This window comes from Thermomonospora umbrina (assembly GCF_003386555.1).
Taxonomy (GTDB): Bacteria; Actinomycetota; Actinomycetes; order Streptosporangiales; family Streptosporangiaceae; genus Thermomonospora; species Thermomonospora umbrina.
In genome coordinates, this window is the sequence record NZ_QTTT01000001.1 from 1,216,823 (window position 1) to 1,241,731 (window position 24,909).

The 24,909-nt window shown below is 72.8% G+C and carries 22 protein-coding genes; 8 read left to right on the forward strand and 14 right to left on the reverse strand.

Annotation, left to right across the window (positions count from 1 at the left end; translation table 11 throughout):
* Positions 1-361: 361 nt before the first annotated feature.
* The gene (locus DFJ69_RS05270; RefSeq protein WP_116021431.1) at positions 362-2,476 is read left to right on the forward strand and encodes a SpoIIE family protein phosphatase; all 2,115 of its coding nucleotides are present in this window, start codon (positions 362-364) and stop codon (positions 2,474-2,476) included.
* 5 nt (positions 2,477-2,481) lie between these two features.
* On the opposite strand, the gene DFJ69_RS05275 is transcribed toward DFJ69_RS05270, so the two are convergent.
* From DFJ69_RS05275 to DFJ69_RS05285, 3 genes are all read right to left on the reverse strand, one after another.
* On the reverse strand, positions 2,482-2,730 hold the full coding sequence (locus DFJ69_RS05275; protein WP_116021432.1) for a hypothetical protein: 249 nt from the start codon (positions 2,728-2,730) through the stop codon (positions 2,482-2,484).
* 67 nt (positions 2,731-2,797) lie between these two features.
* Positions 2,798-3,298 (reverse strand): anthrone oxygenase family protein, encoded by a 501-nt coding sequence (locus DFJ69_RS05280; RefSeq protein WP_245974040.1) that lies wholly within the window; start codon positions 3,296-3,298, stop codon positions 2,798-2,800.
* A gap of 9 nt (positions 3,299-3,307) precedes the next feature.
* Positions 3,308-4,138, reverse strand: coding sequence for an NAD(P)H-binding protein (locus tag DFJ69_RS05285; RefSeq protein WP_116021433.1), 831 nt, complete (start codon positions 4,136-4,138; stop codon positions 3,308-3,310).
* Positions 4,139-4,219: 81 nt separating this feature from the next.
* On the opposite strand from DFJ69_RS05285, the gene DFJ69_RS05290 reads away from it, so the two are divergent.
* From DFJ69_RS05290 to DFJ69_RS05300, 3 genes are all read left to right on the forward strand, one after another.
* Entirely contained in the window at positions 4,220-5,161 is a 942-nt protein-coding gene (locus tag DFJ69_RS05290; RefSeq protein ID WP_116021434.1) for an AraC family transcriptional regulator, read from the forward strand.
* Positions 5,162-5,306: 145 nt separating this feature from the next.
* Positions 5,307-7,616, forward strand: a complete 2,310-nt coding sequence (locus DFJ69_RS05295; RefSeq protein ID WP_116021435.1) for an ExeM/NucH family extracellular endonuclease — start codon at positions 5,307-5,309, stop codon at positions 7,614-7,616.
* Positions 7,617-7,664: 48 nt separating this feature from the next.
* Positions 7,665-8,642: an LLM class flavin-dependent oxidoreductase gene (locus DFJ69_RS05300; RefSeq protein WP_116021436.1), complete on the forward strand. Its 978-nt coding sequence runs from the start codon at positions 7,665-7,667 to the stop codon at positions 8,640-8,642.
* Here DFJ69_RS05300 and gabT read toward each other — a convergent pair.
* The gene (gene gabT, locus DFJ69_RS05305) at positions 8,639-9,994 is read right to left on the reverse strand and encodes a 4-aminobutyrate--2-oxoglutarate transaminase (protein ID WP_116021437.1); all 1,356 of its coding nucleotides are present in this window, start codon (positions 9,992-9,994) and stop codon (positions 8,639-8,641) included. The genes DFJ69_RS05300 and gabT overlap by 4 nt on opposite strands.
* A gap of 85 nt (positions 9,995-10,079) precedes the next feature.
* On the opposite strand from gabT, the gene DFJ69_RS05310 reads away from it, so the two are divergent.
* Positions 10,080-11,558: a PucR family transcriptional regulator gene (locus DFJ69_RS05310; protein ID WP_116021438.1), complete on the forward strand. Its 1,479-nt coding sequence runs from the start codon at positions 10,080-10,082 to the stop codon at positions 11,556-11,558.
* 85 nt (positions 11,559-11,643) lie between these two features.
* Positions 11,644-13,083, forward strand: a complete 1,440-nt coding sequence (locus DFJ69_RS05315; protein ID WP_116026418.1) for an aldehyde dehydrogenase family protein — start codon at positions 11,644-11,646, stop codon at positions 13,081-13,083.
* Here DFJ69_RS05315 and DFJ69_RS05320 read toward each other — a convergent pair.
* Positions 13,055-14,455: a sensor histidine kinase gene (locus DFJ69_RS05320; RefSeq protein WP_116021439.1), complete on the reverse strand. Its 1,401-nt coding sequence runs from the start codon at positions 14,453-14,455 to the stop codon at positions 13,055-13,057. The two genes, DFJ69_RS05315 and DFJ69_RS05320, sit on opposite strands and share 29 nt — an antisense overlap.
* A gap of 405 nt (positions 14,456-14,860) precedes the next feature.
* Positions 14,861-15,979, reverse strand: coding sequence for a PP2C family protein-serine/threonine phosphatase (locus tag DFJ69_RS05325; RefSeq protein ID WP_116026419.1), 1,119 nt, complete (start codon positions 15,977-15,979; stop codon positions 14,861-14,863).
* Positions 15,980-16,119: 140 nt separating this feature from the next.
* Here DFJ69_RS05325 and DFJ69_RS34105 point away from each other — a divergent pair, with 140 nt between their 5' ends.
* Positions 16,120-16,296 carry a hypothetical protein gene (locus tag DFJ69_RS34105; RefSeq protein ID WP_170177542.1) on the forward strand — a complete coding sequence of 59 codons (177 nt, stop codon included), beginning with the start codon at positions 16,120-16,122 and terminating at the stop codon, positions 16,294-16,296.
* Positions 16,297-16,305: 9 nt separating this feature from the next.
* Here DFJ69_RS34105 and DFJ69_RS05330 read toward each other — a convergent pair whose 3' ends face one another.
* The 8 genes from DFJ69_RS05330 to DFJ69_RS05360 form a co-directional block, all read right to left on the reverse strand.
* Complete coding sequence (locus DFJ69_RS05330; protein WP_116021440.1) at positions 16,306-16,773, reverse strand: ribose-5-phosphate isomerase; 468 nt, start codon at positions 16,771-16,773, stop codon at positions 16,306-16,308.
* Positions 16,774-16,839: 66 nt separating this feature from the next.
* Entirely contained in the window at positions 16,840-17,892 is a 1,053-nt protein-coding gene (locus DFJ69_RS05335; RefSeq protein WP_116021441.1) for a hypothetical protein, read from the reverse strand.
* A 10-nt stretch (positions 17,893-17,902) separates the two neighbouring features.
* On the reverse strand, positions 17,903-18,874 hold the full coding sequence (locus tag DFJ69_RS05340) for an ATP-binding protein (RefSeq protein WP_116021442.1): 972 nt from the start codon (positions 18,872-18,874) through the stop codon (positions 17,903-17,905).
* Between the two features lie 100 nt (positions 18,875-18,974).
* Positions 18,975-19,730, reverse strand: a complete 756-nt coding sequence (locus DFJ69_RS05345) for an energy-coupling factor ABC transporter ATP-binding protein (RefSeq protein WP_116021443.1) — start codon at positions 19,728-19,730, stop codon at positions 18,975-18,977.
* Positions 19,727-20,488, reverse strand: a complete 762-nt coding sequence (cbiQ, locus tag DFJ69_RS05350; protein ID WP_116021444.1) for a cobalt ECF transporter T component CbiQ — start codon at positions 20,486-20,488, stop codon at positions 19,727-19,729. The genes DFJ69_RS05345 and cbiQ overlap by 4 nt, the downstream gene beginning before the upstream one ends.
* Positions 20,485-20,811, reverse strand: a complete 327-nt coding sequence (locus DFJ69_RS34835; protein WP_211328516.1) for a PDGLE domain-containing protein — start codon at positions 20,809-20,811, stop codon at positions 20,485-20,487. Before DFJ69_RS34835 ends, cbiQ begins: the two co-directional genes overlap by 4 nt.
* Positions 20,812-20,815: 4 nt before the next feature.
* A complete protein-coding gene (locus DFJ69_RS05355) occupies positions 20,816-21,511 on the reverse strand; it encodes an energy-coupling factor ABC transporter permease (RefSeq protein WP_211328517.1) in 696 nt (231 codons plus the stop codon).
* Between the two features lie 92 nt (positions 21,512-21,603).
* Positions 21,604-22,215: a mycothiol-dependent nitroreductase Rv2466c family protein gene (locus DFJ69_RS05360; RefSeq protein ID WP_116021445.1), complete on the reverse strand. Its 612-nt coding sequence runs from the start codon at positions 22,213-22,215 to the stop codon at positions 21,604-21,606.
* A 157-nt stretch (positions 22,216-22,372) separates the two neighbouring features.
* On the opposite strand from DFJ69_RS05360, the gene pepN reads away from it, so the two are divergent.
* Complete coding sequence (gene pepN, locus DFJ69_RS05365) at positions 22,373-24,907, forward strand: aminopeptidase N (RefSeq protein ID WP_116021446.1); 2,535 nt, start codon at positions 22,373-22,375, stop codon at positions 24,905-24,907.
* Positions 24,908-24,909 lie beyond the last annotated feature (2 nt).

Sequence of the window (24,909 nt, forward strand, 5' to 3'; positions counted from 1 at the left end):
TCGTTTCTCGCATGGTTCGAAAGAACGGCCTGTGGGCCGTAGCCGAGTCATGGGTGGGTAGCGGCGCCCCAGGGAGGAGCGAAAGGATCGGCATCAGGAGCGGGTTCGCGTTCCCCGCTCATGGCGCGTATCGATTTACGGGACCGTTGTCCTGAAGTATGCAACTCCAACGGGATGTGAGCAAGACCTCAGGGCGGATGTCCTGTGATTCAGAACACCGGACCGGCCCGATCGCGCGTGTCGGGGCCGGCCTCGGGGGCATATCGCGGGCGTGCCCCGTCGGCGGCGGCGAGGTGCCGGTGACCTGCGGCGAGAACGGGTCACCGCGGCGTGCGCGGGGAGTGTCCCGCCGGGGAGGGACATGGGAGACGCGAGGGGAACGGGCGGTGAGGGCGGCGCGGCGGCGCTGGACCCGCTGCTGATCCGCACCCTCCAGGAGGTGGGGGCGGCGGCGACGACCGTGTACCTGCTCCGACCGGGCGAGGAGGTGCTGTGGCTCGCGGTGGCGAGTCGGCATCTGGCGGAGGTGCTCCAGCCGTGGGGCCGGGTGGCGCTGACCACGCCCACGCCCGGCACCGACGCGGTCGTCGGCAACGAGCTGATCTGGGTGAACGGCCAAGAGGAGCTGGCGCGCCGCTACCCCAGGGTCGCCCTGACGCTCCCCTATCGGTTCGCGTTGGCCGCCGCGCCCATCACCGCCGGCGAACGCAGGTGGGGCGCGTTGGTGGTGCTGTGGTCCTCGCATCCGCCGCGTCTGACCCGCCGCGAACGGGCCCGGATCGGCGAGGCCTGCACGCACATTGCGGAGTTGCTTCAGCGCGCCGAGGAGAGCGGCCGGCCCATCGTGCCGGGCGCGCACCCGCACCAACTGCCGGAGCCGGAGGCCAGGTCGGCCGGCCCCGCCGAGGCCATCGCCGCCGTCGATTTCGCGGAGCGGCTGCCCCAGGGGGCCTTCGCGCTGGACGTGGTGGGCCGCATGATGTTCGTCAACGGAACGGCCGCCGAGCTGCTGGGCAGGCCGCGCGCCGAGCTGCTGGGCAGGATGCCCTGGGAGGCGTTGCCCTGGCTCGACGACCCGATCTACGAGGACCGCTACCGCGCGGCGGTGTTCAGCCAGCAGCCGGTGACGTTCACCGCGCGACGGCCGCCCGATCGCCTGCTGGAGTTCGAGCTGTACCCGGACAGCCGCGGCATGAGCGTGTGCGTCACGCCCACGACGTCCGGCGGAGGGGAGCCGATCCCCGACGACGGCGCCGCCGGCGGACCGAGCCGGGTGGGCGCGATCTATCAACTGATGCATCTGGCGGTCACGCTGGCCGAGGCGGCGAGCGTCCGGGACGTGTTCGACCTGATCGCCGAGCAGATCGGACCGGCGTTCGGCGCCCAGGGGCTCGTGCTGCTGCTGACCGAGGGCAGCCGGTTGCGGATCGTCGGCCAGCGCGGTTACGACCCCGGCGCCCTGGACGTCCTGGACGTGACGTCCCCGCAGGCCCCGACGACCCCGTCACAGTACGTTCTGGTGAACGGCGTTCCCGCGTTCTTCTCCTCACCCGAGCCGCTGGAGCGGATCTATCCGGGCATCACGCGGATCACCGGCAAGTCGGCCTGGGCCTATCTGCCGCTCAAGGTCTCCGGCCGCCCGGTCGGCTGCTGCATCCTGTCGTACACCGAGCCGCACTTCTTCCCGGAGGAGGAACGGACCCTCCTGACGTCGCTGGCCGGCCTGCTGGCCCAGGCCCTCGACCGGGCCCGCCACTTCGACGCCAAGCAGGAGTTGGCCCACAGCCTCCAGGAGAGCCTGCTCCCCACCGTCCTGCCCACCGTGGACGGGTTGGAGGTGGCCGCGCGCTATGTGCCCGCGACCACCGGCCTGGACATCGGCGGCGACTTCTACGACCTGATCCCCCTCGACGCCACCACCTCCGCCGCCGTGATCGGGGACGTTCAGGGCCACAACGTGACGGCGGCGGCCCTCATGGGCCAGGTGCGCACCGCCGTCCACGCCTTCGCCGCCGCCGGGGCCCCGCCGGGCCGGGTCCTCGCCCACACCAACCGGCTCCTGACCGACCTCGGGCGCGACCTGTTCACCAGTTGCCTGTACGTCCATCTGGACCTGAAGACCAGGACCGCGTGCCTGGCCTCCGCGGGACACCCCGCGCCGCTGCTGCGCCGCGCTCGGGGTCGCGTGGACACCTTGGAGATCGAGCCCGGGTTGCTCCTGGGCATCGAGCCGGACGTCGAGTACCCGACCGTGGAGGTGTCCCTGCCTCCGGACGCCGTCCTGACCCTCTACACCGACGGGCTGGTGGAGACCTCCGACACCGATCTGGACGACTCCATAGCGCACCTGGCCGGGGCCCTCGCCGAGGCCCGGTACGACTCGATCGAGGAGCTGGCGGACATCCTCCTGGGGGACCGTCGGCGCGCCGGGCCCCTCGGCGACGACATCGCCCTGCTCCTGCTGAACGTCAGGTGACCGGCCTAGTCGTCGCCCCCGAACGCGCGCAGCAGGTCGCGGCGCAGCAGGTCCGTCCTGACGGTCAGGGCGCCGAGCAGCTCCTCCTCGCTCAGCCCGTCGGTGGTGCGGAACGCCCAAGAGGCGTGCCCCTCGCTGTCGAAGCACTTCACGAGGACGATCGCGCCGATCGCCGTCCAGCCCTCCGGCAGCGGGAGGACCTTGATACCCGTCAGCGCCTCGCCGATCGCGATCGCCTCGTCGTCGTCCGTCACGTTGAAGACCTCCCAGCGTGAGTGTCGTCCCCACACCGGGATGGGCGCAACGGGTCTGAGAGGGGTCTCAGAGCGTACGGCCGTACCGGATCAGCGCCCAGCCCAGGCAGGCGAGGGCCGCGGTGCTCAGGATCGCCCGCACGGCGTTCCACCGGACCCACTTGGTCTCGAACGCGGCGCGCACGGCGGCCAGGTCGGGGACGCGGTCCACGTCGCCGGCGGCCTCGATCGCGTCGTTCAGCGGGATGTTGATGCCGAACGTGATGGCCAGCACCGCCGCGTACAGGACGAAGGCGGCGATGAGCCACGGCAGCACCGCGCGGTGCCCGTCCCCGAGGTGGAGGGCGGCCGCCGCGCCGGTGAAGACGATGGCGCCGGCGAAGCCCACCGCGAACCACCCGTTCAGGATGGCCACGTTGATCCGCTGCACCGCCTCCACGAACGTGCGGTCGGACGCCCGGCCCAGCCCCGGCATGATCGCGTAGGAGAAGGCGGCGAACAGACCGGCCATGAGGCCCATGGTGGTCGTGGCCCCGATCAGCGAGATGGTCTGGAAGAGCTTCAACACGGGTTCTCCTTATGGGGTGTGCCAGACGCCGCTCGCGGCGGCGGTCCGGGCGTACTCGGCGAAATCACGGGCCCCGCGGCCCAGCGCACGCCGGACCCCGTCGCCGAGATGGGCGTTGCGCCCGTCCATGACCTCGGTGAACAGATACATGAGGAAGCCGACGAACTCGTCGGGCACCCCCGCCTCGGCGAGGATCCCCGGATACGCCTCGACCGGCACCTCGATCAGGCGGACGTCGCGTCCGGCGGCGACGGAGATCTCCTTCGCCACGTCGGCGAACGTCAACAGGCGCGGACCCGTCAGCTCGTAGTCGCGGCCGTGGTGACCGTCCTCGGTGAGCGCGGCGACGGCCACGTCCGCGATGTCGTCGGCGTCCACGAACGGCTCCGGGGCCGTCCCCACGGGCACGACCAGGGCCCCGCCGAGGACGGAGTCCACCATCATGCCCTCGCTGAAGTTCTGGTCGAACCAGCTCGCCCGGACGATGGTCCACTCCACCCCGGACTCGCGGACGATCTGCTCGCACCGCTGCGCCATCTCCTCGCCCCGCCCGGAGAGCAGGACCAGTCGCCGCACGCCGGCGGCCGTGGCGGCCTCGGTGAGGGCCTGGATCGCGGCGGGGGCCTCGGGGACGGCCAGGTCGGGGTGGTACGACACGTAGACGGAGGCGACGCCTTGGAGCGCGGCGGGCCAGGTGGCGGTGTCCTCCCAGTCGAAGGGGATGTCGGCGGAGCGCGAGCCGATCCGGACGGGGACGCCCCGCGCGGTCAGTCGTTCTGCGACGCGGCGGCCCGTCTTGCCGGTGCCGCCCAGGACCAGGGTGAGTTCGTTCGCTGTCATGTCTCTAGTGAACCCGGGGCGCGTGAGACTCTCCATGGCTCAGAAGCTCACTTCCATAAGAAAGCGTCTACACTCCCGGGCATGGATGCTTTGGCCGGACTGCTGGACGGTCCCCGCGCCCAGGGCGCCTTCCTCCTGCGGGCGGCGCTGGACCCGCCGTGGTCGATGCGGGTGCAGGACCGGGCCCCGCTCACGGTGGTGGTGATGCTGCGCGGCGACGGCTGGGTGCTGCCCGAGGGCGGCGAGCCGTTCCAGGCCCGGGCCGGCGACGTGGTGATCGCGCGCGGCCCCGAGCCGTACACGGTCGCCGACGACCCCTCCGTGCGGCCCGACATCGTGATCCATCCCGGCGGGCGCTGCGCCGCCCTCGACGGCCGCGAGCTGTACAACGAGATGCTGCTGGGCGTCCGGACGTGGGGCAACGACCTGGACGGCGAGGACCAGATGCTGGTCGGGACGTACCAGATGTCGGGGGAGATCAGCGCCCGGCTGCTGGACGCGCTGCCCCCGATGCTGCTGCTCCCCGGGGAGGCGCTGGACTCGCCCCTGGTCACGCTGCTCGCCTCCGAGATGTCCAAGGAGGACCCGGGGCAGGAGGTCATGCTGGACCGTCTGCTGGACCTGCTGGTCATCACCGTGTTGCGCACCTGGTTCGCCCGGCGGGAGGAGGCGGCCCCGGCCTGGTACCGGGCGCACGCCGACCCGGTGGTGGGGCGGGCGCTGCGGATGCTGCACAACGACCCGGCGCACCCGTGGACGGTGGCCTCGCTGGCCGCCCGCACGGGCGTGTCCCGGGCGGCGCTGGCCCGGCGCTTCACCGAGCTGGTGGGCGAGCCGCCGATGGCGTACCTCACCGGATGGCGCCTGGCGCTGGCCGCCGACCTGCTGCGGGAGCCGGACGCCACCATCGGCTCGGTGGCCCGGCAGGTCGGCTACGGCAGTCCGTTCGCGCTGAGCGCGGCCTTCAAGCGGGTCCGGGGGGTCAGCCCGCGCGAGCACCGCGAACTGGCGCTGCGATCCTGAGGGTTCCGGGGATTATCCCAGCCCATGTCGGGAACACTCTCTGTGTTCAGTCGATCACCCTTAATTCCGGCAAACAATCACAAATTGATTGAGGGTTCACGAACGGTTCTTCTCCCCGGAGATCGCCATGCCTACCCTCGCGCGCATGCCCCGAACTCCCGCAACCCCGACGGCGCTGACGGCCGTCGCGCTCGCCGCCGGCCTCCTCGGCGCGACCGCGACCGGCGCTCAGGCGGCCCCCGGCGACGTCGTGATCAGCACCGTCTACGGAGGCGGCGGCAACTCCGGCGCCCCGCTGACCCACGACTTCGTCGAGCTGTTCAACCGCGGCTCCTCCCCCGTCGCGCTCACCGGCTGGTCCGTGCAGTACGCCAGTGCCACCGGCACCGGCCACTTCGCCGCCAACCGCGTCGCGCTGAACGGCACGCTCGCACCCGGCCAGTACCACCTGATCCGGCTCGGCGGCGGCTCGACGGGGTCGCCGCTCCCCGCCGCCGACACCACCGGCACCTTGGCCCTGGGGGCCTCCGGCGGCAAGGTCGCGCTGGTGCGGTCGGCCGACGGTCTCGCCTGCAACGGCGGGGCCACGCCCTGTGACGAGACCCAGCGGGCGCAGATCGCCGACCTCGTCGGGTACGGCAACGCGACCTTCTACGAGGGCACGGCCGCCGCCCCCGCCCCGTCCAACACCACCGCCGTCGTCCGGGCGGCGCGCGGCTGCACCGACACCGACGACAACGCGGCCGACTTCGCCACCGGGGCCCCCGTGCCCCGCAACTCCGCCACCACCAGGACCCCCTGCGGCGACGAGCCCGACCCCGAGCCGACGCCGGACTGCACCACCCCGGCGACCCACCAGATCGCCCAGGTGCAGGGCCCCGGCGAGACCAGCCCCGTCGCCGGACGGACCGTACGGGTCGAAGGCGTCGTCACCGGCGACTTCCAGAAGGGCGACCAGCTCAGCGGCTTCTTCCTCCAGGACGCGACACCCGACGACGACCCCGCCACCTCCGACGGGGTGTTCGCCTACGCCGGCACGGGCCTCAAGGACGTCGAGGTCGGTGACCGGGTCCTCGTCACCGGCAAGGCCGTCGAGTTCAACGGCCTCACCGAGCTGGCCCCCGTGACGGCCGTCGACGTGTGCGGCACCGGGACGATCGAGCCCGCCGACTACGACCTGCCGCACGCCGAGGGCGCCACGTTCGAGCCCCGGGAGAGCACGCTCCTCACGTTCCCCGAGCGCCTCACCGCCACCGAGCACTACCAGCTCGGCCGCTACGGCGAGGTGACGGTGTCGGCCGAGGGACGGCTCTTCCAGCCGACCGACCGGCACGGGCCCACCCAGGCCGGCAACGACCGGCGGCGGCTGCTCGTCGACGACGGCTCCACCCGGCAGAACCGCGTGCCCGTCCCCTACACCGAGCCCGAGGCGCTGCGGCTGGGCGACACGGTGACCGGCCTGACCGGCGTGCTGAGCCACGGCTTCGACAGGTACCGGCTCCAGCCCACTCAGCCGGTGGCCTTCCGGCGCGACAACGAGCGGCCCGCGGCCCCGGGTCCGGTCGGCCCGGCCAACGTGCGGGTGGCGTCGTTCAACACGCTGAACTGGTTCACCACCCTCGACCGGCGCGGCGCGGACACCCCCGCCGAGCAGGATCGCCAGCTCACCAAGCTCGTCGCCGCCCTCAAGGGGCTGAACGCCGACGTGGTCGGCCTCATGGAGGTCGAGAACAACGGCGACACGGCGATCAAGGCGCTGGTCGACCGGCTCAACGCGGCCGTGGGCGCGAACACCTACACCTGGGTCCGGCACCCCGACCCGGGCACCGACGAGATCCACGTGACGCTGATCTACAAGGCCGCCGAGGTGCGCCCGGCCGGCCCGGCCCGCTCCGCGGCCGACCCGATCTTCGACCGCCGGCCGCTGGCGCAGACCTTCCAGCGGACCGCGGGCGGCGAGCCGTTCACCGTGATCGTCAACCACTTCAAGTCCAAGGGCTGCGGCGACGCCACCGGACCGAACGCCGACCAGGGCGACGGCCAGGGCTGCTGGAACGCCAAGCGGGTCGAGCAGGCCGAGGCGGTCGCCGCCCTCGCCGCCGACGTCCCGCACCCGCTGATCATCGGCGACCTCAACGCCTACGGGCGGGAGGACCCGATCACGACCCTGGCCGCCGCCGGGCTCACCAGCCAGACCGAGCGCTTCATCCCGGACGCGCACCGCTACAGCTACGTGTTCGACGGCCAGTCCGGCGAGCTGGACCACGTCCTGGCGAGCCGCTCCCTGGCCCACCGGGTCACCGGCGCGACGGTGTGGCACATCAACGGCGACGAGCCCAACATCCTCGACTACAACACGGAGTTCAACCCGCCGGGCTTGTACCGGCCGGACGCCTTCCGGTCGTCGGACCACGACCCGGTGATCATCGGCCTGCGCCTGCACGGCCCCCGCTGACGCGGAGCTCGGGCATAACCACCGGCCCGCCGGTGGTTATGCCCGATCATGAGCACTCCGTTCTCCGTCCTCGACCTGGCCCCCGTGGTCAGCGGGTCGACCTCCGCCCAGGCCCTGCGCAACACGCTGGACCTCGCCCGGCACACCGAACGACTCGGATACGGGCGGTACTGGCTGGCCGAGCACCACAACATGCCCGGCATCGCCAGCTCCGCGACGTCCGTGCTGATCGGGCAGGTGGCCGCGGTCACGTCGCGGATCCGGGTCGGGTCGGGGGGCGTGATGCTCCCCAACCACGCCCCGATGGTGGTGGCCGAGCAGTTCGGGACGCTGGAGGCGCTGCACCCGGGGCGGATCGACCTCGGGCTCGGGCGCGCCCCCGGCACCGACCCGGCCACCGCGCAGGCGCTGCGCCGTTCGGCCGCCCCGCTGTCGGCCGACGACTTCCCCGAGCAGCTCGTCGAGCTGCGGGGCTATTTCGACGAGAAGAGCCCGGTGACCCCGGCGGCGGGCAACGGGCCGCCGGTGTGGCTGCTGGGCTCCAGCGGCTACAGCGCCCGGCTGGCGGGGCTGCTCGGGCTGCCGTTCGCGTTCGCGCACCACTTCAGCGCGGAGAACACCCTTCCGGCGCTGAAGCTCTACCGCGAGTCGTTCCGGCCGTCCGCCGACCTGGAGAGCCCGTACGCGATGCTCGCGGTCTCGGTGACGGCGGCCGACACCGACGAGCGGGCCCGGGAGCTGGCGGCGCCGCAGGCGCTGGCGTTCCTGCGGTTGCGGCAGGGGCGTCCGGGCACGCTGCCGACGCCGGAGGAGGCCGCCGCGTACCCGTACACGCCGATGGAGCGGGAGATGATCGACGCTCGGATCGCCTCGCAGGTGGTGGGCGGCCCCGAGTCCGTGCGCGCCCAGATGGACGAGCTGCTCGAGGCCACCCTGGCCGACGAGGTGATGGCGACGACGATGGTCCACGACCACGCCGACCGGCTGCGCTCCTACGAGCTGCTCGCGGGCCTGTACGTCCCCTAGGCGGTGGCGTCCCGGAAGGCCGCTTCGAGGACGTCCAGCCCCTCGGCGAGCAGGTGCTCCGGGATGACCAGCGGGGGCAGGAAGCGCAGGACGTTGCCGTAGGTCCCGGCGGTCAGCACCAGCAGGCCCGCCTCGTGGCATCGGCGCGCGACGTCGGAGGTCAGCCCGGGGTCGGGGTCCTTGGTGCCGGGACGGACCAGCTCGACGGCGATCATCGCGCCGCGTCCCCGGACGTCGCCGATCGCCGGGTGCCGTTCGGCGAGGGCGCGCAGCCGGGGCAGCATGACGTCACCGATGCGGCGGGCGCGTTCGACGAGGCCGCCGTCCTCGATCTCCTCCAGGACGGCCAGCGCGGCCTCGCAGGCCAGCGGGTTGCCGCCGTACGTGCCGCCGAGGCCGCCGGGGTGGATCCGGTCCATCACGTCGGCGCGGCCGGTGACCCCGGCCAGCGGGAGGCCGCCCGCGATGCCCTTGGCGGTGGCGACCAGGTCGGGCACCACGCCCTCGTGCTCGCAGGCGAACAGGTCGCCGGTGCGGGCGAAACCTGTCTGCACCTCGTCGGCGATGAACAGGATGCCGTTCTCGCGGCAGAACTCGGCGATCCTCGGCAGGAAGCCGGGGGCGGGCTCGATGAAGCCGCCCTCGCCCGCGATGGGCTCGACCACCACGGCCGCCACGTTCTCGGCGCCGATCTGCTTGGTGATCTGGTCGACGGCCTGGGCCGCCGCCTCGGGCCCGGCGTCGTCCGGGCCGGTCGGCCAGCGGTACGGGTAGGCCAGCGGCATCCGGTACACCTCGGGCGCGAAGGGGCCGAACCGGTGCTTGTAGGGCATGTTCTTGGCCGTCAGCGTCATGGTGAGCAGCGTCCGGCCGTGATAGCCGTGGTCGAACACCACGACGGCGGGCCGGCCGGTGGCGTGCCGGGCGATCTTGACGGCGTTCTCCACCGCCTCGGCCCCGCTGTTGACCAGGAACGAGCGCTTCTCGTGGTCGCCCGGGGTGATCCGGTTGAGGGCCTCGCAGACCGCCACGTACGACTCGTACGGGGTGACCATGAAGCACGTGTGGGTGAAGCGGCCGGCCTGGGCGCGCACCCGCTCGACGACCCGCGGGTTGGCGTTGCCCACGTTGGTGACGGCGATGCCGGAGCCGAAGTCGATCAGCGAGTTGCCGTCCACGTCGACGACCACGCCGCCGCCCGCCTCCGTGACGTAGACCGGCAGCACGCTGCCCACACCCGGCGGGACCGCGCCGATGCGCCGCCGCTGCAGCTCCCGGGAGCGGGGTCCGGGGATCTCGGTGACGAGGCGGCGCTCCTGCGGAGGCGCTCCGGGGATGTCTTCGCTGGTCATGGCGCGACCTTAAGCCGGGAACCGCCTACGCTGAACCCTACGGTCCGTCTATCGGCGACCTTCCGATTGGACACCTTGGAGAGACGTGCCACCGACCCTCGCCGCCGTCGCCGCGCTCCCCCAGCTCGGCCTGCGCCCGCTGACCGGCGGGCCGCCCGCGCTGGAGGCCGGGGTGCACTGGGTGGCCGTCAGCGAACTGGAGGACCCCACGCCGTTCCTGGAGGGCGGCGAGCTGTTGCTGACCACCGGCATGCGTCTGAACGCCCGGACCGCCGAGCCCTACATCGCCCGATTGGTACGGCGGAGGGTGGCGGGCCTCGGCTTCGGGGTCGGTCTGGGGCACGAGGAGATCCCGCCGGAGCTGACCGGAGCCGCGGAGAGGCACGGCCTGCCGCTGCTGGAGGTGCCCCGCCGCACGCCGTTCATCGCGATCGGCAAGGCGGTGTCGGGGATGCTGGCGGCCGAACGGTACGAGGCCGTGACGCGCTCCTTCCAGGCCCAGCGCGAGCTGACCCGGGCCGCCTTGAAGGGCTCCAAGGCCCTCGTCATCCGACTGGCCCGCGAACTGGACGGCTGGGCCCTGTTGCTCGGCCCCACCGGCGACGTCCTCCGGGCCGCCCCCGAGTCGGCGCGACGCCACGCGGACGACCTGGCCGGGGAGTTGGACCGGCTCCGGGCCGGAGGTGCCAGCGTCGCGATCTCCGGACGGGACTCCCATGTGGTCATCCAGCCTCTCGGCGTGTCCGGACGCCCTCGCGGATTCCTCGCGGTGGGGACGGCCGAGCCCCTGCCGCCCGTCGCGCACACCATCGTCGGCGCGGCGGTGTCCCTGCTGACCCTCCGCTCGGAGACGCCCTCCGCCGACCGCGCCCTCCGCGCCGCCCTGGCGTCCCTGCTCCTCGGCGAGCCCCCCACGACACCGCCGAACGACCGTGCCGCCGCACCCGCCCCCTCGGGGGTGCCGGCCGTCGGTGGGCTCGACGGGGTGATCGCGCCGCCGGTCCGGGTCCTGTTCTGCGGTGCCGGGCGGGCCGTTCTGGAGGCTCTGGAGGCGGCCCCGGGCGGTGATCGGTGCCTGGCGGTCGAGCTGGCCGATGGTCGTGCCGTGATCGTGCCCGAGACGGCCGCCGAGCCCGTGATCGCCGCCGTCGCCGCGACGGGCCCGGTCGGGGTCAGCGACGCGACCGGGCTGAACGGCCTGCCCACGGCGCTCATCCAGGCCCGGCGGGCGCGGGCGGCGGCAGGGCGGAACGGCCCGGACGTGCTGCGGTACGCCGAGCTGCCCGGGCGGGGCGTGCACGGGCTGCTCGACCCGGAGGCGGCCCGGGGGTTCGCCGACGGGCTGCTTTCCCCGTTGCGGGACGAGGATCCCGAGCTGGTCCGTTCGCTGCACGCCTATCTGGCCGCCAACGGTCAGGGCGAGACGGCCGCCCGGGCGCTGGGCGTCCACCGGCACACGCTGCGGCACCGCATGCGCAAGGCCGCCGAGATCCTCGGCCGCGACCTCGACGACCCGGGTGTCCGCGCCGAACTGTGGATCGCCCTGACCGCGCCGGCCCGCTGAACCCCGTCCACGCCGGAGTCCCGGTGTGATCGACTTGGACGAACTGGAGCCCCGCCGGGCGAGGCGGCGCGGATACCGTGGCCTCATGCCCGACAACACCCAGGTGAGCCCCTTCTGGCTGGCCGGACGGCCGGCGACCGGAGACGGCGAGATCGTCGTCACCCACCCGTACGACGGCCGAGTGATCGGCGCGGCCTCCGTACCGACGGACGCGCAGGTCGAGGAGGCCGTGGCCGCCGCCCACGCGGTGCGCGCCGAGGCCGCCGCGCTGCCCCTGCACGTGCGCGCCGAGGCCCTGGCGCACGTCGCCCGTCGGCTGGCCGAGCGTTCGGAGGAGATCGCCCGGCTGATCACCGGCGAGAACGGCAAGCCCCTGCTGTGGGCCCGGGGCGAGGTCGGGCGGGCGATCTCGGTGTTCCGGTTCGCCGCCGAGGAGACCCGCCGGTGGAGCGGCCATGCGCAGCGGCTGGACACCGACCCGGCCGCCGCCGGGCGACTGGCCTACGTGTCCCGGGTGCCGCACGGCCCGGTGCTGGCCGTCACCCCCTTCAACTTCCCGCTGAACCTGACCGCCCACAAGGTGGCCCCGGCCATCGCCGTGGGCGCGCCCGTGGTCGTCAAGCCCGCCCCGGCGACCCCCCTGTCCGCGCTGGTGCTGGGCGAGATCCTGGCCGAGACGGAGCTGCCCGCCGGAATGGTCTCGGTGCTGCCGGTGCCCAACGACCGGGCCGCCGGGCTGGTGGACGACCCGAGGCTGCCGGTGGTGTCGTTCACCGGCTCCGGGCCCGTCGGCTGGATGATCAAGGAACGGGTGCCGCGCAAGCACGTCACGCTGGAGCTGGGCGGCAACGCGGCGGCGGTGGTCTGCGCGGACGCCGACCTCGACCACGCCGCCGCCCGCATCGGCCTGTTCTCCAACTACCAGGCGGGGCAGAGCTGCATCGCCGTCCAGCGGGTCTACGTCGCCCGCGAGGTCTACGACGCGTTCACGCCCAGGCTCGTCGCCGCCGTCGAGGGCCTCGTCACCGGCGACCCGTGGGACGACGCCACCCAGGTCGGCCCGCTCATCAGCGCCGAGGCCGCCGAACGGGTCCAGGCGTGGGTCGACGAGGCCGCCGCGGCGGGGGCCGAGGTGCTCACCGGCGGGACGCGGGACGGCGCCGCGTACGCGCCCACGGTGCTGGCCGACGTGCCGGCGGGCGCCAAGGTGGCGTGCGAGGAGGTCTTCGGCCCGGTCCTGCTCGTCCAGCCGTTCGACGGCCTCGACGAGGCGTTCGCGCTGGTCAACGACTCCCGGTACGGCCTGCAGGCCGGGGTCTTCACCCGTTCCCTGGACGTGGCGTTCCGCGCCCATCGGGAGCTGGAGGTCGGCGGCGTGATCATCGGCGACGTCCCCTCGTACCGCGCCGACCAGATGCCGTACGGCGGGGTCAAGGAGTCCGGGATCGGCCGGGAGGGGCTGCGCTCGGCGATGGAGGACTACACGTACGAGAAGGTCATGGTGCTGACGGGTCTGGCTCTCTGAGCGGGAGTCGGACCACCATCAGCGCCCCGCCCTGCTCGCTCTCCTCGGCGACGAGGCCGCCGCCGTGCGCGACGCACACGTCCCGGGCGATGGGCAGGCCGAGGCCGGTGCCGTGCGCGTCCCGCCGCCGACTCTCGGTCAGCCGCTGGAACCGCTGGAAGACCCGTTCGCGCTCTTCCGGCGGGATCCCGGAACCGTCGTCGGCGACCTCGAGAACGGCCTGGCCGTCCTCCCGGCGGACCGAGATGCGGATCTCCGACCGGGCGTGCCGTTCGGCGTTGTCCAACAGGTTGGTCAGCACCCGGACCAACTGCGACCGGCTGCCGCTGACCACCACCGGATGCGCCACGTCCCGGACCTGGACGTGCACGGGGACGCGCCGAGGCCGCTCCGCCTCGGTGCGGGCCAGCTCCCCGAGGTCGACCGGCTCCCGCTCGGTCCGCACCCCGGCGTCCAGCTTGGCGAGCATCAGCACGTCGGTGACGACCCGCTGCAGCCGGTCGGCCTCCGACAGCGCCGCCAGCGCCACGGCGGGCCAGTCCTCGTCGTCGGGATGGGCGAGGGCCACCTCCAGTTGGGCGCGCAACGCGGTCAGCGGGCTGCGCAGCTCGTGCGAGGCGTCGGCGACGAACTTGCGCTGCCCCTCCACGAACCGCTGGAGCCGCTGCAGGGTGACGTTCACCGACCGGGCCAGGTCGGCCACCTCGTCGTCGGTGTCGGGAACGGTCACCCGGCGTTCCATGTGGCCGCCGGTGATCTGCGCCAGCTCCCGCCCCATCACCCCGAACGGCTTCAGCGCCCGGCCGACCGAGGACCACACGATCCACCACACCAGGGGCAGCAGGATCAGGATCCCCACCGAGGCGGACACGGCGTAGGTCCGCTGAGCCCTCTGCACGTCGTCCATGGGGGCTCCGGCGAGCCCGATCCTGGGCCCCTTCGGGGTCTCCGCCCGGACGGCCACGAGGTACACCTGGGCGGGCACCCCGGCCACGTCGATCCGGCGGGTGACCGGACGGCCCCCGGACGGAGGACGGACGTCGCTGATCGCGGGGCGGCCCCGCAGCGCCGGGCTCCGGGCCAGCACGCGGCCCCGGCCGTCGAGCGACTGGAGGAGGTGGAAGGTCTGCTCCCGGACGGGCAGCTCACCCGCCCGTGCCCCGCGTCCGGCGCCCTCGGGATTCGCCGCGACGGCCCTGGCGGCGGCGGTGCCGCGCTCCCGCAGGTCGTTCATCGCCATCCAGTACAGCGCCTGGTAGAGGCCCAGCACGCCGAGGCAGACGGCGAGGCCGACGATCCCGGTCGCGAGGAACGTGAGCCGCCACTGGACCGAGCGTCGAGAGGCGTGCCGGCGTCGCCCGTCCGCTGCCACCCGCCGTCCGCCCCCTCGCCTCGCGCGGTCCGCGTCGCCTCAAGGGGGGTTCGCCGAAGGGGATCAGGCAGAGATGTAACCGGGTCGTCGCGTGATGAAACCTGGCGGGCGGCGAGGGCCCGGGAACGACGACGTCCGTGCAAGCGGAACCTCCCACCCCTGGGGTACCGCTTGCACGGACGACGGTCTTCCGCGCCCTCCGCCGGCCGTTCGTCTTCGCCCGTCGAGGAGGATCCCGTTCGACGACGAATCCGACCGGTCTGGCGGCGCGGTACCGGTCCGTTCCCGTGGGGTCCGTCCCGGCGACCTGTCTCTAGACTGCACCCCACGGGTACACCGGGTGCTACATCGAGGTGACGTTCACGTTTCCGGCGTACCGGGATCGGGCGACGAAGTCCGGCGCGGTCAGCGTCGCCAGATCAGGACGAGCGCGCAGTCGTCGTCGCGGGCGGCGGCCATCGTCTCCACCAGTTCCTTCGCGCCCCGCCCGAAGCCCTGCGGGACCAGCCGTTCGGCCTCGGTCAACAGCCGGTCGATCCCGGCGTCGAGGTCCTGCCCGGGCGCCTCGACCAGCCCGTCGGTGTAGAGCAGCAGGGCGTCGCCCGACCGCAGCGTGCCCTGCTCGGGCTCGCAGGCCAGCTCGGGCACCACGCCCAGCACCACGCCCTTGGCGGCGTTGACCTTCCAGGTGCCGACGGTCGAGTCGAACTGGGCGGTCGGCGGATGCCCGGCGGACTCCACCACGTAGTCGCCGGTGGCCAGGTCCAGCACCAGATGGGCCGCCGTCACGAACCCCTCGTCCCAGCGCTGCCGATGCAGATAATCGTTACAGGCCGCCAGGAACCGGTCAGGTTGGATCGATCCAAGCAGTCCACCGAAAGCACCCGAAAGCATCAGGGCGCGCGTCCCGGCGTCGACCCCCTTGCCGGACACGTCGACCAGCGCCAGCTCCAGGGTCTTGCCGTCGCAGGCCGAGACCACGAAGTCGCCGCCGAACGAGGACCCGCCCGCCTGCAGCAGCACCACCTGGGCGCCCCACCCGGCCGGCAGCGGCGGCATCTCGCCCTGCCGGCGCAGCCGATCACGCAGCTCCAGCAGCATGTACTCGCCGCGCAGGCCCTGCACGCCGAGCTGCTGCCGGGTGCGGGCCAGCGTCAGCGCCAGCACCGCCGTGATGACCACCGTGGCGATCATCCCGGGGCCGACCTTCGCCGCGCCGAGCCGCCACATGTCGTACCCGAGCATCACCGCGACGACCCCGAGCAGCACCACCAGGCTGCGCACCCGCAACAGCAGGCCGCCCGCCAGCACGGTGAGCACCAGGGCCCCGGACGGCGCCCACGCCTCCGACCACGTGACGCTCACGCCCAGGGCGACCGCCATGAAGGCGAGCGCGACGAACACGTACCGCTCGCGGGTGAGCTTGCCGCGCCTGAGCCACTGGTAGAACCGCACCAGAACGGGGATGCGGCGCAGGAACGCGCGCACCCTCGGCGGCAGCAGGTGGACCAGACGTTGAAGCATCTCCGGCACTGTACCGAGCAACAACGTCACCGGGCTGTAAAGCACGCCACGGTTGACGTGTTGTAACGCTCAGGCCACCCGTTGTGAGAACACCCGGTTCCGCCCCTGAGGGGTCATGATGGACGTCTGGAGGTGACGCCATGACCCAGCCGGGCATGCGGATCACGGTGGACGCGGCGATGCGGGCACGGGACGTGTCCCGCCCTGGGGACGACGAACCGGACTCCCCCGCCCCGCCGCCCGAGCCGCCGAAGCCGCGCGGGCTCTCCAAGAACGAGCGCCGGCGGCTCGGCAAGCGCGGGACCACCCGGCGCTGACCCGACCGCCTACGGCAGCGGCGGCAATGCGCCCGTCCGCTCGTAGTCGCTCAGCATCGCGATCCGCCGGGTGTGCCGCTCCTCCTTGGAGTACGGCGTGGTCAGGAACAGCTCGACGAACCGCGTCGCGACGTCCGCCTCGTGCTGACGCGCACCGAGGCTGATCACGTTGGCGTCGTTGTGCTCCCGGGCGAGCACCGCGATGTCCTCGCTCCACACCAGGGCCGCCCGCACCCCGGCCACCTTGTTGGCGGCGATCGCCTCGCCGTTCCCGGAGCCGCCGAGCACGATCCCGAACGTTCCGGGCTCGGCGGCGGTACGCTCGGCCGCCCGCAGCACGAACGGCGGGTAGTCGTCCACGGCGTCGTAGACCTCAGGCCCACAGTCCACCGGCTCGTGACCGTTGGCGGACAGCCAACCGATGAGGTGCTGCTTCAACTCGAAGCCGGCGTGGTCGGATCCCAGAAAGACGCGCATGCCCCGAAGTCTCTCAGGTCCCCCACCCCCTACCGTTTCCACCCCCCGCGTCCACTCTCGGGCGCTTCAGACCGGCGGGGCCAACGGCCGCTCCCCCTCGCCCTCACCGCCGGCGGGGTCGCCGTCGCCGACCGGGCCACCCTCCGGAACGCCCTCCTCGTCGGCGGAAGCGGACGCCGACGGCGTCCCCTCATCGACGGGGACCGGCACCGAAGACTCGCCGGCGGTCTCAGCGGGAGCCGACGGCGTTCCCTCATCGGTGGGGGCCGGTGGTGTCTCGTCGTCGGGCGAGGGAGAGGGCGACGGGGCCGGCGGGGGCTGGATCGGTTGGGCGGCGGCGATGCCGGTGGGAAGTGCGGGAGGTGCGGGAGGTGCGGGGGGTCGGTGGACGACGGGTGGGGCGTAGCCGGCGGGGGGTGTCGGCGGGAAGGGGAAGCCGCCGGTGGGATGGGCGCCCGGGGAGGGGGGCGGCGGTGCCCAGCCCGTGCCGCCCGGGGGCGGGGGCTGCTGTTGGCCGGCGAGGACGTAGGGCCGGGCGGCGGGGTGGTCCGCGGGCAGGGTGCCGGGGTCTGCGTGGGCGTGGGCGGGCATGGGGGCCATGCCGTGACGCGGGCGTGTGAGGTGGAAGGCGAGGAACACGGCGAGACCGGGCAGCCAACCGTAGAGGAGGCCGAACATCGCGCCGTTCGCCATCACGGCGACGGCCACGGAGCCGCCGGGGGGATGGACGACGTGGTCGGTCGTGCTCAGCAGGCCGCCGTGGACCAGGCCCGCGAGGCCGGCGGACACGAAGGTGGCCCACCAGCCGAGGACGAGGGCGGTGAAGCCGCGGTCGGCGGGCAGGGAGCGGGTTCCCGCGAGGATCAGCAGCGCCGACGCCGCGATCAGGACGAGCAGGGCGAAGTCCGCCGCGACCTGGACCGACGCGGGCTCGCCGGCGGCGATCCGCCAGGCGGGGAAGCGCAGGGCGCGGAGCAGTTCGCCGACGACGCCGGGATCCGACCCCCGGTCGCCGTCCGCGACCCACCGGTTGAACCACTGATTGCCGAACAGCAGGGCCAGCACCGCCACGGTCCCGACCGCACTCAGGATCATCGCCACGACACGCCGCGTCGTCATGGCGGGCAGGCTAGTGGGGATCGACCCCGGCCGGTACCCCCTCGGCGAACGGGACCATCCGGAAGTCCGGGTCGATCTGGGCCTCCAGATCCTCGCCCACGGCGCGGTTGGCCCAGCTCCGGGCGTTCTTGACGTGGAACTCCACGGCCTGCCGCTGGAACGCGGCCCAGTCCTTGGTGCGGGTGTCGACGGCCTCGCGCATCCGCGCCAGCGCGGCCCCGTTGGCGTCCTCCAGCGCGACACCGTCGCGGCCCTGCTCCATGGCGCGGACGGCGGCGGACTGGCCCAGCCACGTCAGCAGGTCGTCGCCGACGTGCTCGCGCAGGTAGGCGACGTCGTCCTCGCCCTGGACCTTGTTGCCCACCACCGCGATCGCCACGTCGTAGTCGGCGGCGTACTCGGTGTACTGCCGGTAGACGCCGACGCCCTTCCGGGTGGGCTCGGCGACGAGGAACATCAGGTCGAACCGGGTGAACAGGCCGGACGCGAACGTGTCGGCGCCGGCCGTCATGTCGACGACCACGTACTCGCCGGGCCCGTCCACCAGGTGGTTGAGGTACAGCTCGACCGCCCCGGTCTTGGAGTGGTAGCAGGCCACGCCGAGGTCGTCCTCGTTGAACGGCCCGGTGACCAGCAGCGTCGCCCCGCCGACGGGCTCGCCGAGCGCGTGCACCGGGTCGTCGCCGCCGAGCCGCAGCAGCCGGGAGCCCGCGCCGGGCGGAGTGGTCTTGACCATGGCGGCGGTCGAGGAGATCCGGGGGTTGTCGCCGCGCAGGTGGTCCTTGATCTCGGCGAGATGGTCGCCCAGGGCGGGGATCTTGGCGGCCCGGTCCTCGTCGAGGCCGAGGGCGACCCCCAGGTGCTGGTTGATGTCGGCGTCGATGGCGACCACCGGCAGCCCCCGGGCGGCCAGATGCCGGATGAACAGGGACGACAGGGTGGTCTTGCCGCTGCCGCCCTTGCCGACGAACGCGACCTTCACGATGAACTCCCCGAATCTGGATATGAAAACCGTTGCCAATGTCGGGACAAGCCTACCGGCAGGGCTCGGAACGGGGAGTGGTTTCGGCCTTGACCGGCAGTCAGCGCGGCGCGAAGAAACGGGGATCGAACCCGTAGGGAAGCTCCAGCCGGTGCGCGCTCAGCACATCCTCGTCGGCCAGCAGCCCCGGGGTGGGCCCGTCCGCCGCGATCACGCCGCCGGACAGGATCAGCGAGCGGGGGCACAGCTCCGCCGCGTACGGCAGGTCGTGGGTCACCATCAGCATGGTCACGTCGAGGTCGCGCAGGATCTCCGCCAGCTCCCGGCGGCCCGCCGGGTCGAGGTTGGACGACGGCTCGTCCAGGACGAGGATCTCCGGCTCCATCGCCAGCACCGTCGCCACGGCCACCCGCCGCCGCTGCCCGAAACTGAGGTGCTGCGGGGGCCGGCCCGCCACGTCGAGCATCCCGACCCGGGAGAGGGCGTGCTCGACGCGCCGGTCCAGCTCGTCGCCGCGAATCCCGAGGTTGGCGGGACCGAACGCCACGTCCTCCCGGACGGTCGGCATGAACAACTGGTCGTCGGGGTCTTGAAAGACGATGCCGACGCGTCGCCTGATCTCCCGCAGCGTCTTGCGGTCCTTGGGGTCGACGGTGAGCCCGCCGACGCGGACGGTGCCGAGCCCCCCGTGCAGGATGCCGTTCAGGTGCAGCACCAGCGTCGTCTTCCCGGCGCCGTTGGGGCCCAGCAGGGCGACCCGCTCGCCCTTGCCGATGGTCACGTTCACGCCGTAGAGCGCCTGCGTTCCATCGGGGTAGGCGTAGGCGAGGCCGCTCACATCGAGGGACGGGGTCACCGCACCATCCAAGCACCCGACGCGATCAGCGCCGCCACCATGGGGAGCACGGCGGCGGTCGCCCACTGCACGCGGGTCGCGCCCGCGTCGTGCAGGACCGGCATCCGCCCCTCATAGCCCCGGCTGAGCATCGCCAGGTAGACCCGCTCGCCCCGTTCGTACGACCGGAGGAAGAGGGCTCCGGCGGAACGGGCGAGCACCGCGAAGGCGCGGACGTCACGGCCGTCGAAGCCGCGGGAGGCGCGCGCCACCTTCATCCGACGCATCTCCCCCACGATGACGTCCGCGTACCGCAGCATGAACGTCGCGATCTGCACCAGCAGAGCGGGGAGCCGCAGCCGTTCGAGGCCGAGCAGGAGTTGGCGCGGCTCGGTCGTCGCCGCCAGCAGGACGGAGGCGGCGGTGCCCAGACTCGCCTTGGCGAGGATGTTCCAGCCCGACCACAGCCCGCTCTCACTGAGCGCGAAGCCCAGCACCTCGACTCGCGGGCCGCGCGCGACGAACGGCAGGAGCAGGGCGAACGCGACGAACGGCACCTCGACGGCCATCCGCCGGATCAGGAAGCCCGGGGGCACGCGGGCGGCCACGGCCACACCGGCCAGGGCCAGCGCGAAGCCGCCGAAGGCCCAGAGCTGTTCGCGGGGGGTGGACACCACGGCGAGCACGAACGCGCCCGTCGCCACCAGCTTGCACTGCGGTGGCAGTCGGTGGACCGGGGTGACGCCCGGGCGGTGCAGCCGCTCCCCGAGCCCGGTCATCCCCGCTGATCCCGGGCACCACCCTGGGCCCCGCCCCGCCGCCGTACCGCCCAGAACAGGCCGCCGCCGACGACGGCGGTGATCCCGACGCCGACGACCCCGGCGAGGCCGCCGGACAGCCGCTCGTCGTCGACGCCCGAGACGGCGTAGTCGCCCAGCGGGGAGTCCTTGAGCGCGTGGTCCTTCTCCTGCTCGATGAAGCCCTTGTCCTCGGCGACCTTGGTCAGCCCGTCCGGGTCACCGCTGGCGTAGAAGCTGACCACGCCGGCCACCACCAGGGCCACCAGCAGGAACGCGAGGAGGAATCGACCGTTGCGGTTCATCTGTTCACGCCTCCACCGGCCGTGCGCCACGGATCTCCAGCGGCGCGGACCCGCCGCGCAGCCCGTACACCAGGTCCGGTCGGACGGCGGCGACCGTGCCGACGGTGACCGCCGTGATCACGCCCTCGCCGATCCCGATCAGCACGTGCACGCCGAGCATCGCGGTGGTCACCGTCCCCAGCGACAGGTCGGCGGTGCCCCCGAGGGCGAACAGGCCCACGAACACCAGCGCCGAGGCGGGCACCGACACCAGCGCCCCCAGGAAGGACGCCGCCGTCACCGCCGTGCGCCTCGGAACGTTCCCGGGAAGGAGCGCGGTCACCAGCCGGAAGACCCCGTAGCCGACCAGCACGCCGGTCAGGGCCATCAGCGTCACGTTGATCCCGTACGCGCTCACGCCGCCATCGGCGAACAGCATCTGCACCAGCAGCACGACCGAGATGCAGAGCACCCCGGCGTACGGACCGACCAGGATCGCCGCCAGCGCACCGCCCATCAGGTGCCCGCTGGTGCCCGCCGCCACCGGGAAGTTGATCATCTGCGCGGCGAACACGAACGCCGCCCCGAGACCGGCCAGCGGCGCGGTCCGGTCGTCCAGCTCGCCGCGGGCTCCGCGCAGACAGACGGCGATGCCGCCCGCGGCGACCACGCCGGCCCCGATCGACACGGGGGCATCGAAGAACCCGTCAGGTACATGCACGCCGACTCACCGTCCCACCTTCGCACCGGCCACCGACCAGTTTGATGGCAGGGGGTCGCAGTTGCAACCTGCTCGCAACTGCGGGAGGCGGCTCAGTCGAAGATCGGGTCCCGCGTCCGGGTGCGCTTGAGCTCGAAGAAACCGTCGACGCCGGCCACGGCCAGCACGCCGTCCCAGAGCTTGACGGCCTCCTCGCCGCGAGGCATCGGGGTGACGACCGGGCCGAAGAACGCCACGTCCTCGACCGAGATGACCGGGGTGCCGACCTCCTGGCCCACCCGGTCGATGCCGTCCTTGTGGGAGGCGCGCAGGGCCTCGTCGTACTCGTCGATGTCGGCCGCCGCCGCCAGCCTCGGGTCGAGGTCGAGGGCCGTCAGCGCGGCCTCCAGGGTCGCGCGGCCGAGGTCGGCCTTCTCGACGTGGTGGCGGGTGCCCAACTCGGTGTACAGCCGGCCCAGCACCTCCGAGCCGTACTTCTGTTCGACGGCGATGCAGACCCGGACCGGACCCCAGCCGTCGTCCATCATGCGCCGGTACTGCTCGGGGATGTCCTTGTCCTCGTTGAGGACCGACAGGCTCATGACGTGCCAGCGCGGCTCGATCGGACGGTGCTTCGCCACTTCGTGGATCCAGCGGGAGGCGATCCACGCCCAGGGGCACATGGGGTCGAACCAGAAGTCGACGGGGGTCGGGGCCTGCGTCATCGCGTCTCCAGGGGGCTTCGGGGGGCTTCGAGGGGTAGGACTCCGCATCGGTCAACCGGGGCGCACGCGCGGTCATTCCCCCCATCTCCGCGCGACACCGTGGACGGCCGGTTGATAGACATGGAACAGCGGTTAACCGACTTCCAAGGAGTGGACTGTGGCAGGCAACCTCACGCGCGACGAGGCGCGGGAACGGGCCCGGCTGCTCGACGTCGAGTCGTACGCGGTGGATCTGGATCTGACGACCGGCGAAGAGCGGTTCGCGTCCACCACCGTGATCCGGTTCGGCTGCGGCGAGCCCGGCGCGTCCACGTTCGTCGACCTGCACGGCGCCGTGGTGCGCGAGGTCGTGCTGAACGGGCGGCCGCTGGACCCGGCGTCCTACGACGCGGGCAGGGGCCGGATCCCGCTCCCCGACCTGGCCGCCGACAACGAGGTGACGGTGGTCGCGGACCTCCTCTACTCGCGTTCCGGCGAGGGTCTGCACCGGTTCGTCGACCCGGTCGACCGGGAGGTGTACCTGTACACCCAGTTCGAGACGGCCGACGCGCACCGGATGTTCACCTGCTTCGACCAGCCGGACCTGAAGGCGACGTTCCAACTGTCGGTGACCGCGCCCGAGGGCTGGGAGGTGATCACCAACGAGGCCGCCGAGTCCGCCGAGGGCCGGCGCCGGCGCTTCGCGCCGACCCCGCGGGTGTCCACCTACATCACGGCGCTGGTGGCGGGTCCGTACCACGTGGTGCGCGACGAGTACCGCCGCGAGGACGGCTCGACGATCCCGCTGGGCGTGTTCTGTCGCGCCTCGCTGGCCGAGCACCTGGACGCCGACGCCATCATCGACGTGTCGCGGCAGGGCTTCGAGTTCTTCGAGCGGGTCTTCGCGCGGCCGTACCCGTTCGCCAAGTACGACCAGTTGTTCGTGCCGGAGTTCAACGCGGGCGCGATGGAGAACGCCGGGTGCGTCACCTTCCTGGAGGACTACGTCTTCCGGTCGCGGGTGACCGACGCGGCGTACGAGCGGCGCGCCGAGACGATCCTGCACGAGATGGCGCACATGTGGTTCGGCGACCTGGTCACCATGCGGTGGTGGGACGACCTGTGGCTGAACGAGTCGTTCGCCACCTACATGAGCGTGCTGTGCCAGTCCGAGGCGACACGGTGGACGGGCTCGTGGACGACGTTCGCGAACCTGATGAAGGCGTGGGCGTACCGGCAGGACCAGCTCCCCTCCACGCACCCGATCTCCGCCGACATCCCGGACATCCGTGCGGTCGAGGTGAACTTCGACGGCATCACGTACGCCAAGGGCGCCAGCGTGCTGAAGCAACTGGTGGCCTACGTGGGGCTGGAGAACTTCCTGGAGGGCGTGCGGCGGTACTTCGACCGGCACGCCTGGGGCAACACCGTCCTGACGGACCTGCTCGACGCGCTGGAGGAGACCTCCGGCCGTGACCTGACGTCGTGGTCGAAGGAGTGGCTGGAGACGGCGGGCGTCAACACGCTGCGACCGGTGTACGAGACCGACGGCGACGGCACGTTCACCTCGTTCACGGTGGTGCAGGAGGCCAAGGCCGACCACCCGACGCTGCGCTCCCACCGGGTGGCGATCGGCCTGTACGACCGCACCCCCGAGGGCATCGTGCGTCGCAGGCGCGTGGAACTGGACGTGGTCGGCGAGCGCACCGACGTCGCCGAGCTGGTGGGCGAGCGTCGGCCCGACCTGGTGCTGGTGAACGACGACGACCTCACGTACGCCAAGGTCCGGCTCGACGAGCACTCGCTGCGGACGCTGGTCGAGGGCATCGGCGACATCAAGGACGGCCTGCCGAGGGCGCTGTGCTGGTCTGCGGCATGGGACATGACCCGCGACGCCGAGATGGCCACCCGCGACTACGTGAAGCTGGTGCTGTCGGGCATCCGCGGCGTCACCGACATCTCGGTGACGCAGACGCTGCTCCGCCAGGCCCGCACGGCCGTGCAGCAGTACGCCGCCCCCGAGTGGCGCACCACCGGCCTGCAGCTCATGGCCGACGCGCTGTACGAGCTGGCCCACGAGGCCGAGCACGGCTCGGACCTCCAGCTCTGCTACGTGCAGGCGTTCGCCGCCGCGGCCACCTCCAACGAGCACCTGGCGTTCGTGCGGGGGCTGCTGGAGGGCACCCGGGCGTTGGAGGGCCTCACCGTGGACACCGAGCTGCGCTGGGGTCTGCTGCGGCGGCTGGTGGCGACGGGCGCGGCGGGCCCGGCCGAGATCGACGACGAGTACGCGCGGGACGCCACGGCCGCCGGCGAGCGGCACGCGGCGGGTTGCAAGGCGGCGATCCCGACCACCGAGGCCAAGGCCGACGCCTGGGCGCGGGTCATCGGCGGCGAGCTGCCCAACGCGGTGTTCCGCGCCACGCTGGGCGGGTTCGTGGAGCCCGAGCAGGTCGACCTGCTGGTCCCGTACGCCGAGCGGTACTTCGCCGAGGTCGGTCGGATCTGGGCGGAGTGGAGCAGCGACATGGCGCAGACGTTCGCCGAGGTCGCGTACCCGTTCCTGATCATCGACCCGGCCACGGTGGCGCGGACGGAGGCGTTCCTCGAGGCGGGCGACCCGCCGCCGGCGCTGGCCCGACTGCTGTCCGAGGGACGGGACGGCGTCGCCCGAGCGCTGCGCGCCCGTGCCAAGGACGCCTCCGCCGGCTGACC

Bases quoted from the DNA above. Each gene is read 5' to 3' on its own strand.
- DFJ69_RS05270 (WP_116021431.1), top strand. From the start codon at position 362: ATGGGAGACGCGAGGGGAACGGGCGGTGAGGGCGGCGCGGCGGCGCTG.
- DFJ69_RS05285 (WP_116021433.1), bottom strand. From the start codon at position 4,138: ATGACAGCGAACGAACTCACCCTGGTCCTGGGCGGCACCGGCAAGACG.
- DFJ69_RS05290 (WP_116021434.1), top strand. From the start codon at position 4,220: ATGGATGCTTTGGCCGGACTGCTGGACGGTCCCCGCGCCCAGGGCGCC.
- DFJ69_RS05295 (WP_116021435.1), top strand. From the start codon at position 5,307: ATGCCCCGAACTCCCGCAACCCCGACGGCGCTGACGGCCGTCGCGCTC.
- DFJ69_RS05300 (WP_116021436.1), top strand. From the start codon at position 7,665: ATGAGCACTCCGTTCTCCGTCCTCGACCTGGCCCCCGTGGTCAGCGGG.
- gabT (WP_116021437.1), bottom strand. From the start codon at position 9,994: ATGACCAGCGAAGACATCCCCGGAGCGCCTCCGCAGGAGCGCCGCCTC.
- DFJ69_RS05315 (WP_116026418.1), top strand. From the start codon at position 11,644: ATGCCCGACAACACCCAGGTGAGCCCCTTCTGGCTGGCCGGACGGCCG.
- DFJ69_RS05325 (WP_116026419.1), bottom strand. From the start codon at position 15,979: ATGCTTCAACGTCTGGTCCACCTGCTGCCGCCGAGGGTGCGCGCGTTC.
- DFJ69_RS34105 (WP_170177542.1), top strand. From the start codon at position 16,120: ATGACCCAGCCGGGCATGCGGATCACGGTGGACGCGGCGATGCGGGCA.
- DFJ69_RS05330 (WP_116021440.1), bottom strand. From the start codon at position 16,773: ATGCGCGTCTTTCTGGGATCCGACCACGCCGGCTTCGAGTTGAAGCAG.
- DFJ69_RS05335 (WP_116021441.1), bottom strand. From the start codon at position 17,892: ATGACGACGCGGCGTGTCGTGGCGATGATCCTGAGTGCGGTCGGGACC.
- cbiQ (WP_116021444.1), bottom strand. From the start codon at position 20,488: ATGACCGGGCTCGGGGAGCGGCTGCACCGCCCGGGCGTCACCCCGGTC.
- DFJ69_RS34835 (WP_211328516.1), bottom strand. From the start codon at position 20,811: ATGAACCGCAACGGTCGATTCCTCCTCGCGTTCCTGCTGGTGGCCCTG.
- DFJ69_RS05360 (WP_116021445.1), bottom strand. From the start codon at position 22,215: ATGACGCAGGCCCCGACCCCCGTCGACTTCTGGTTCGACCCCATGTGC.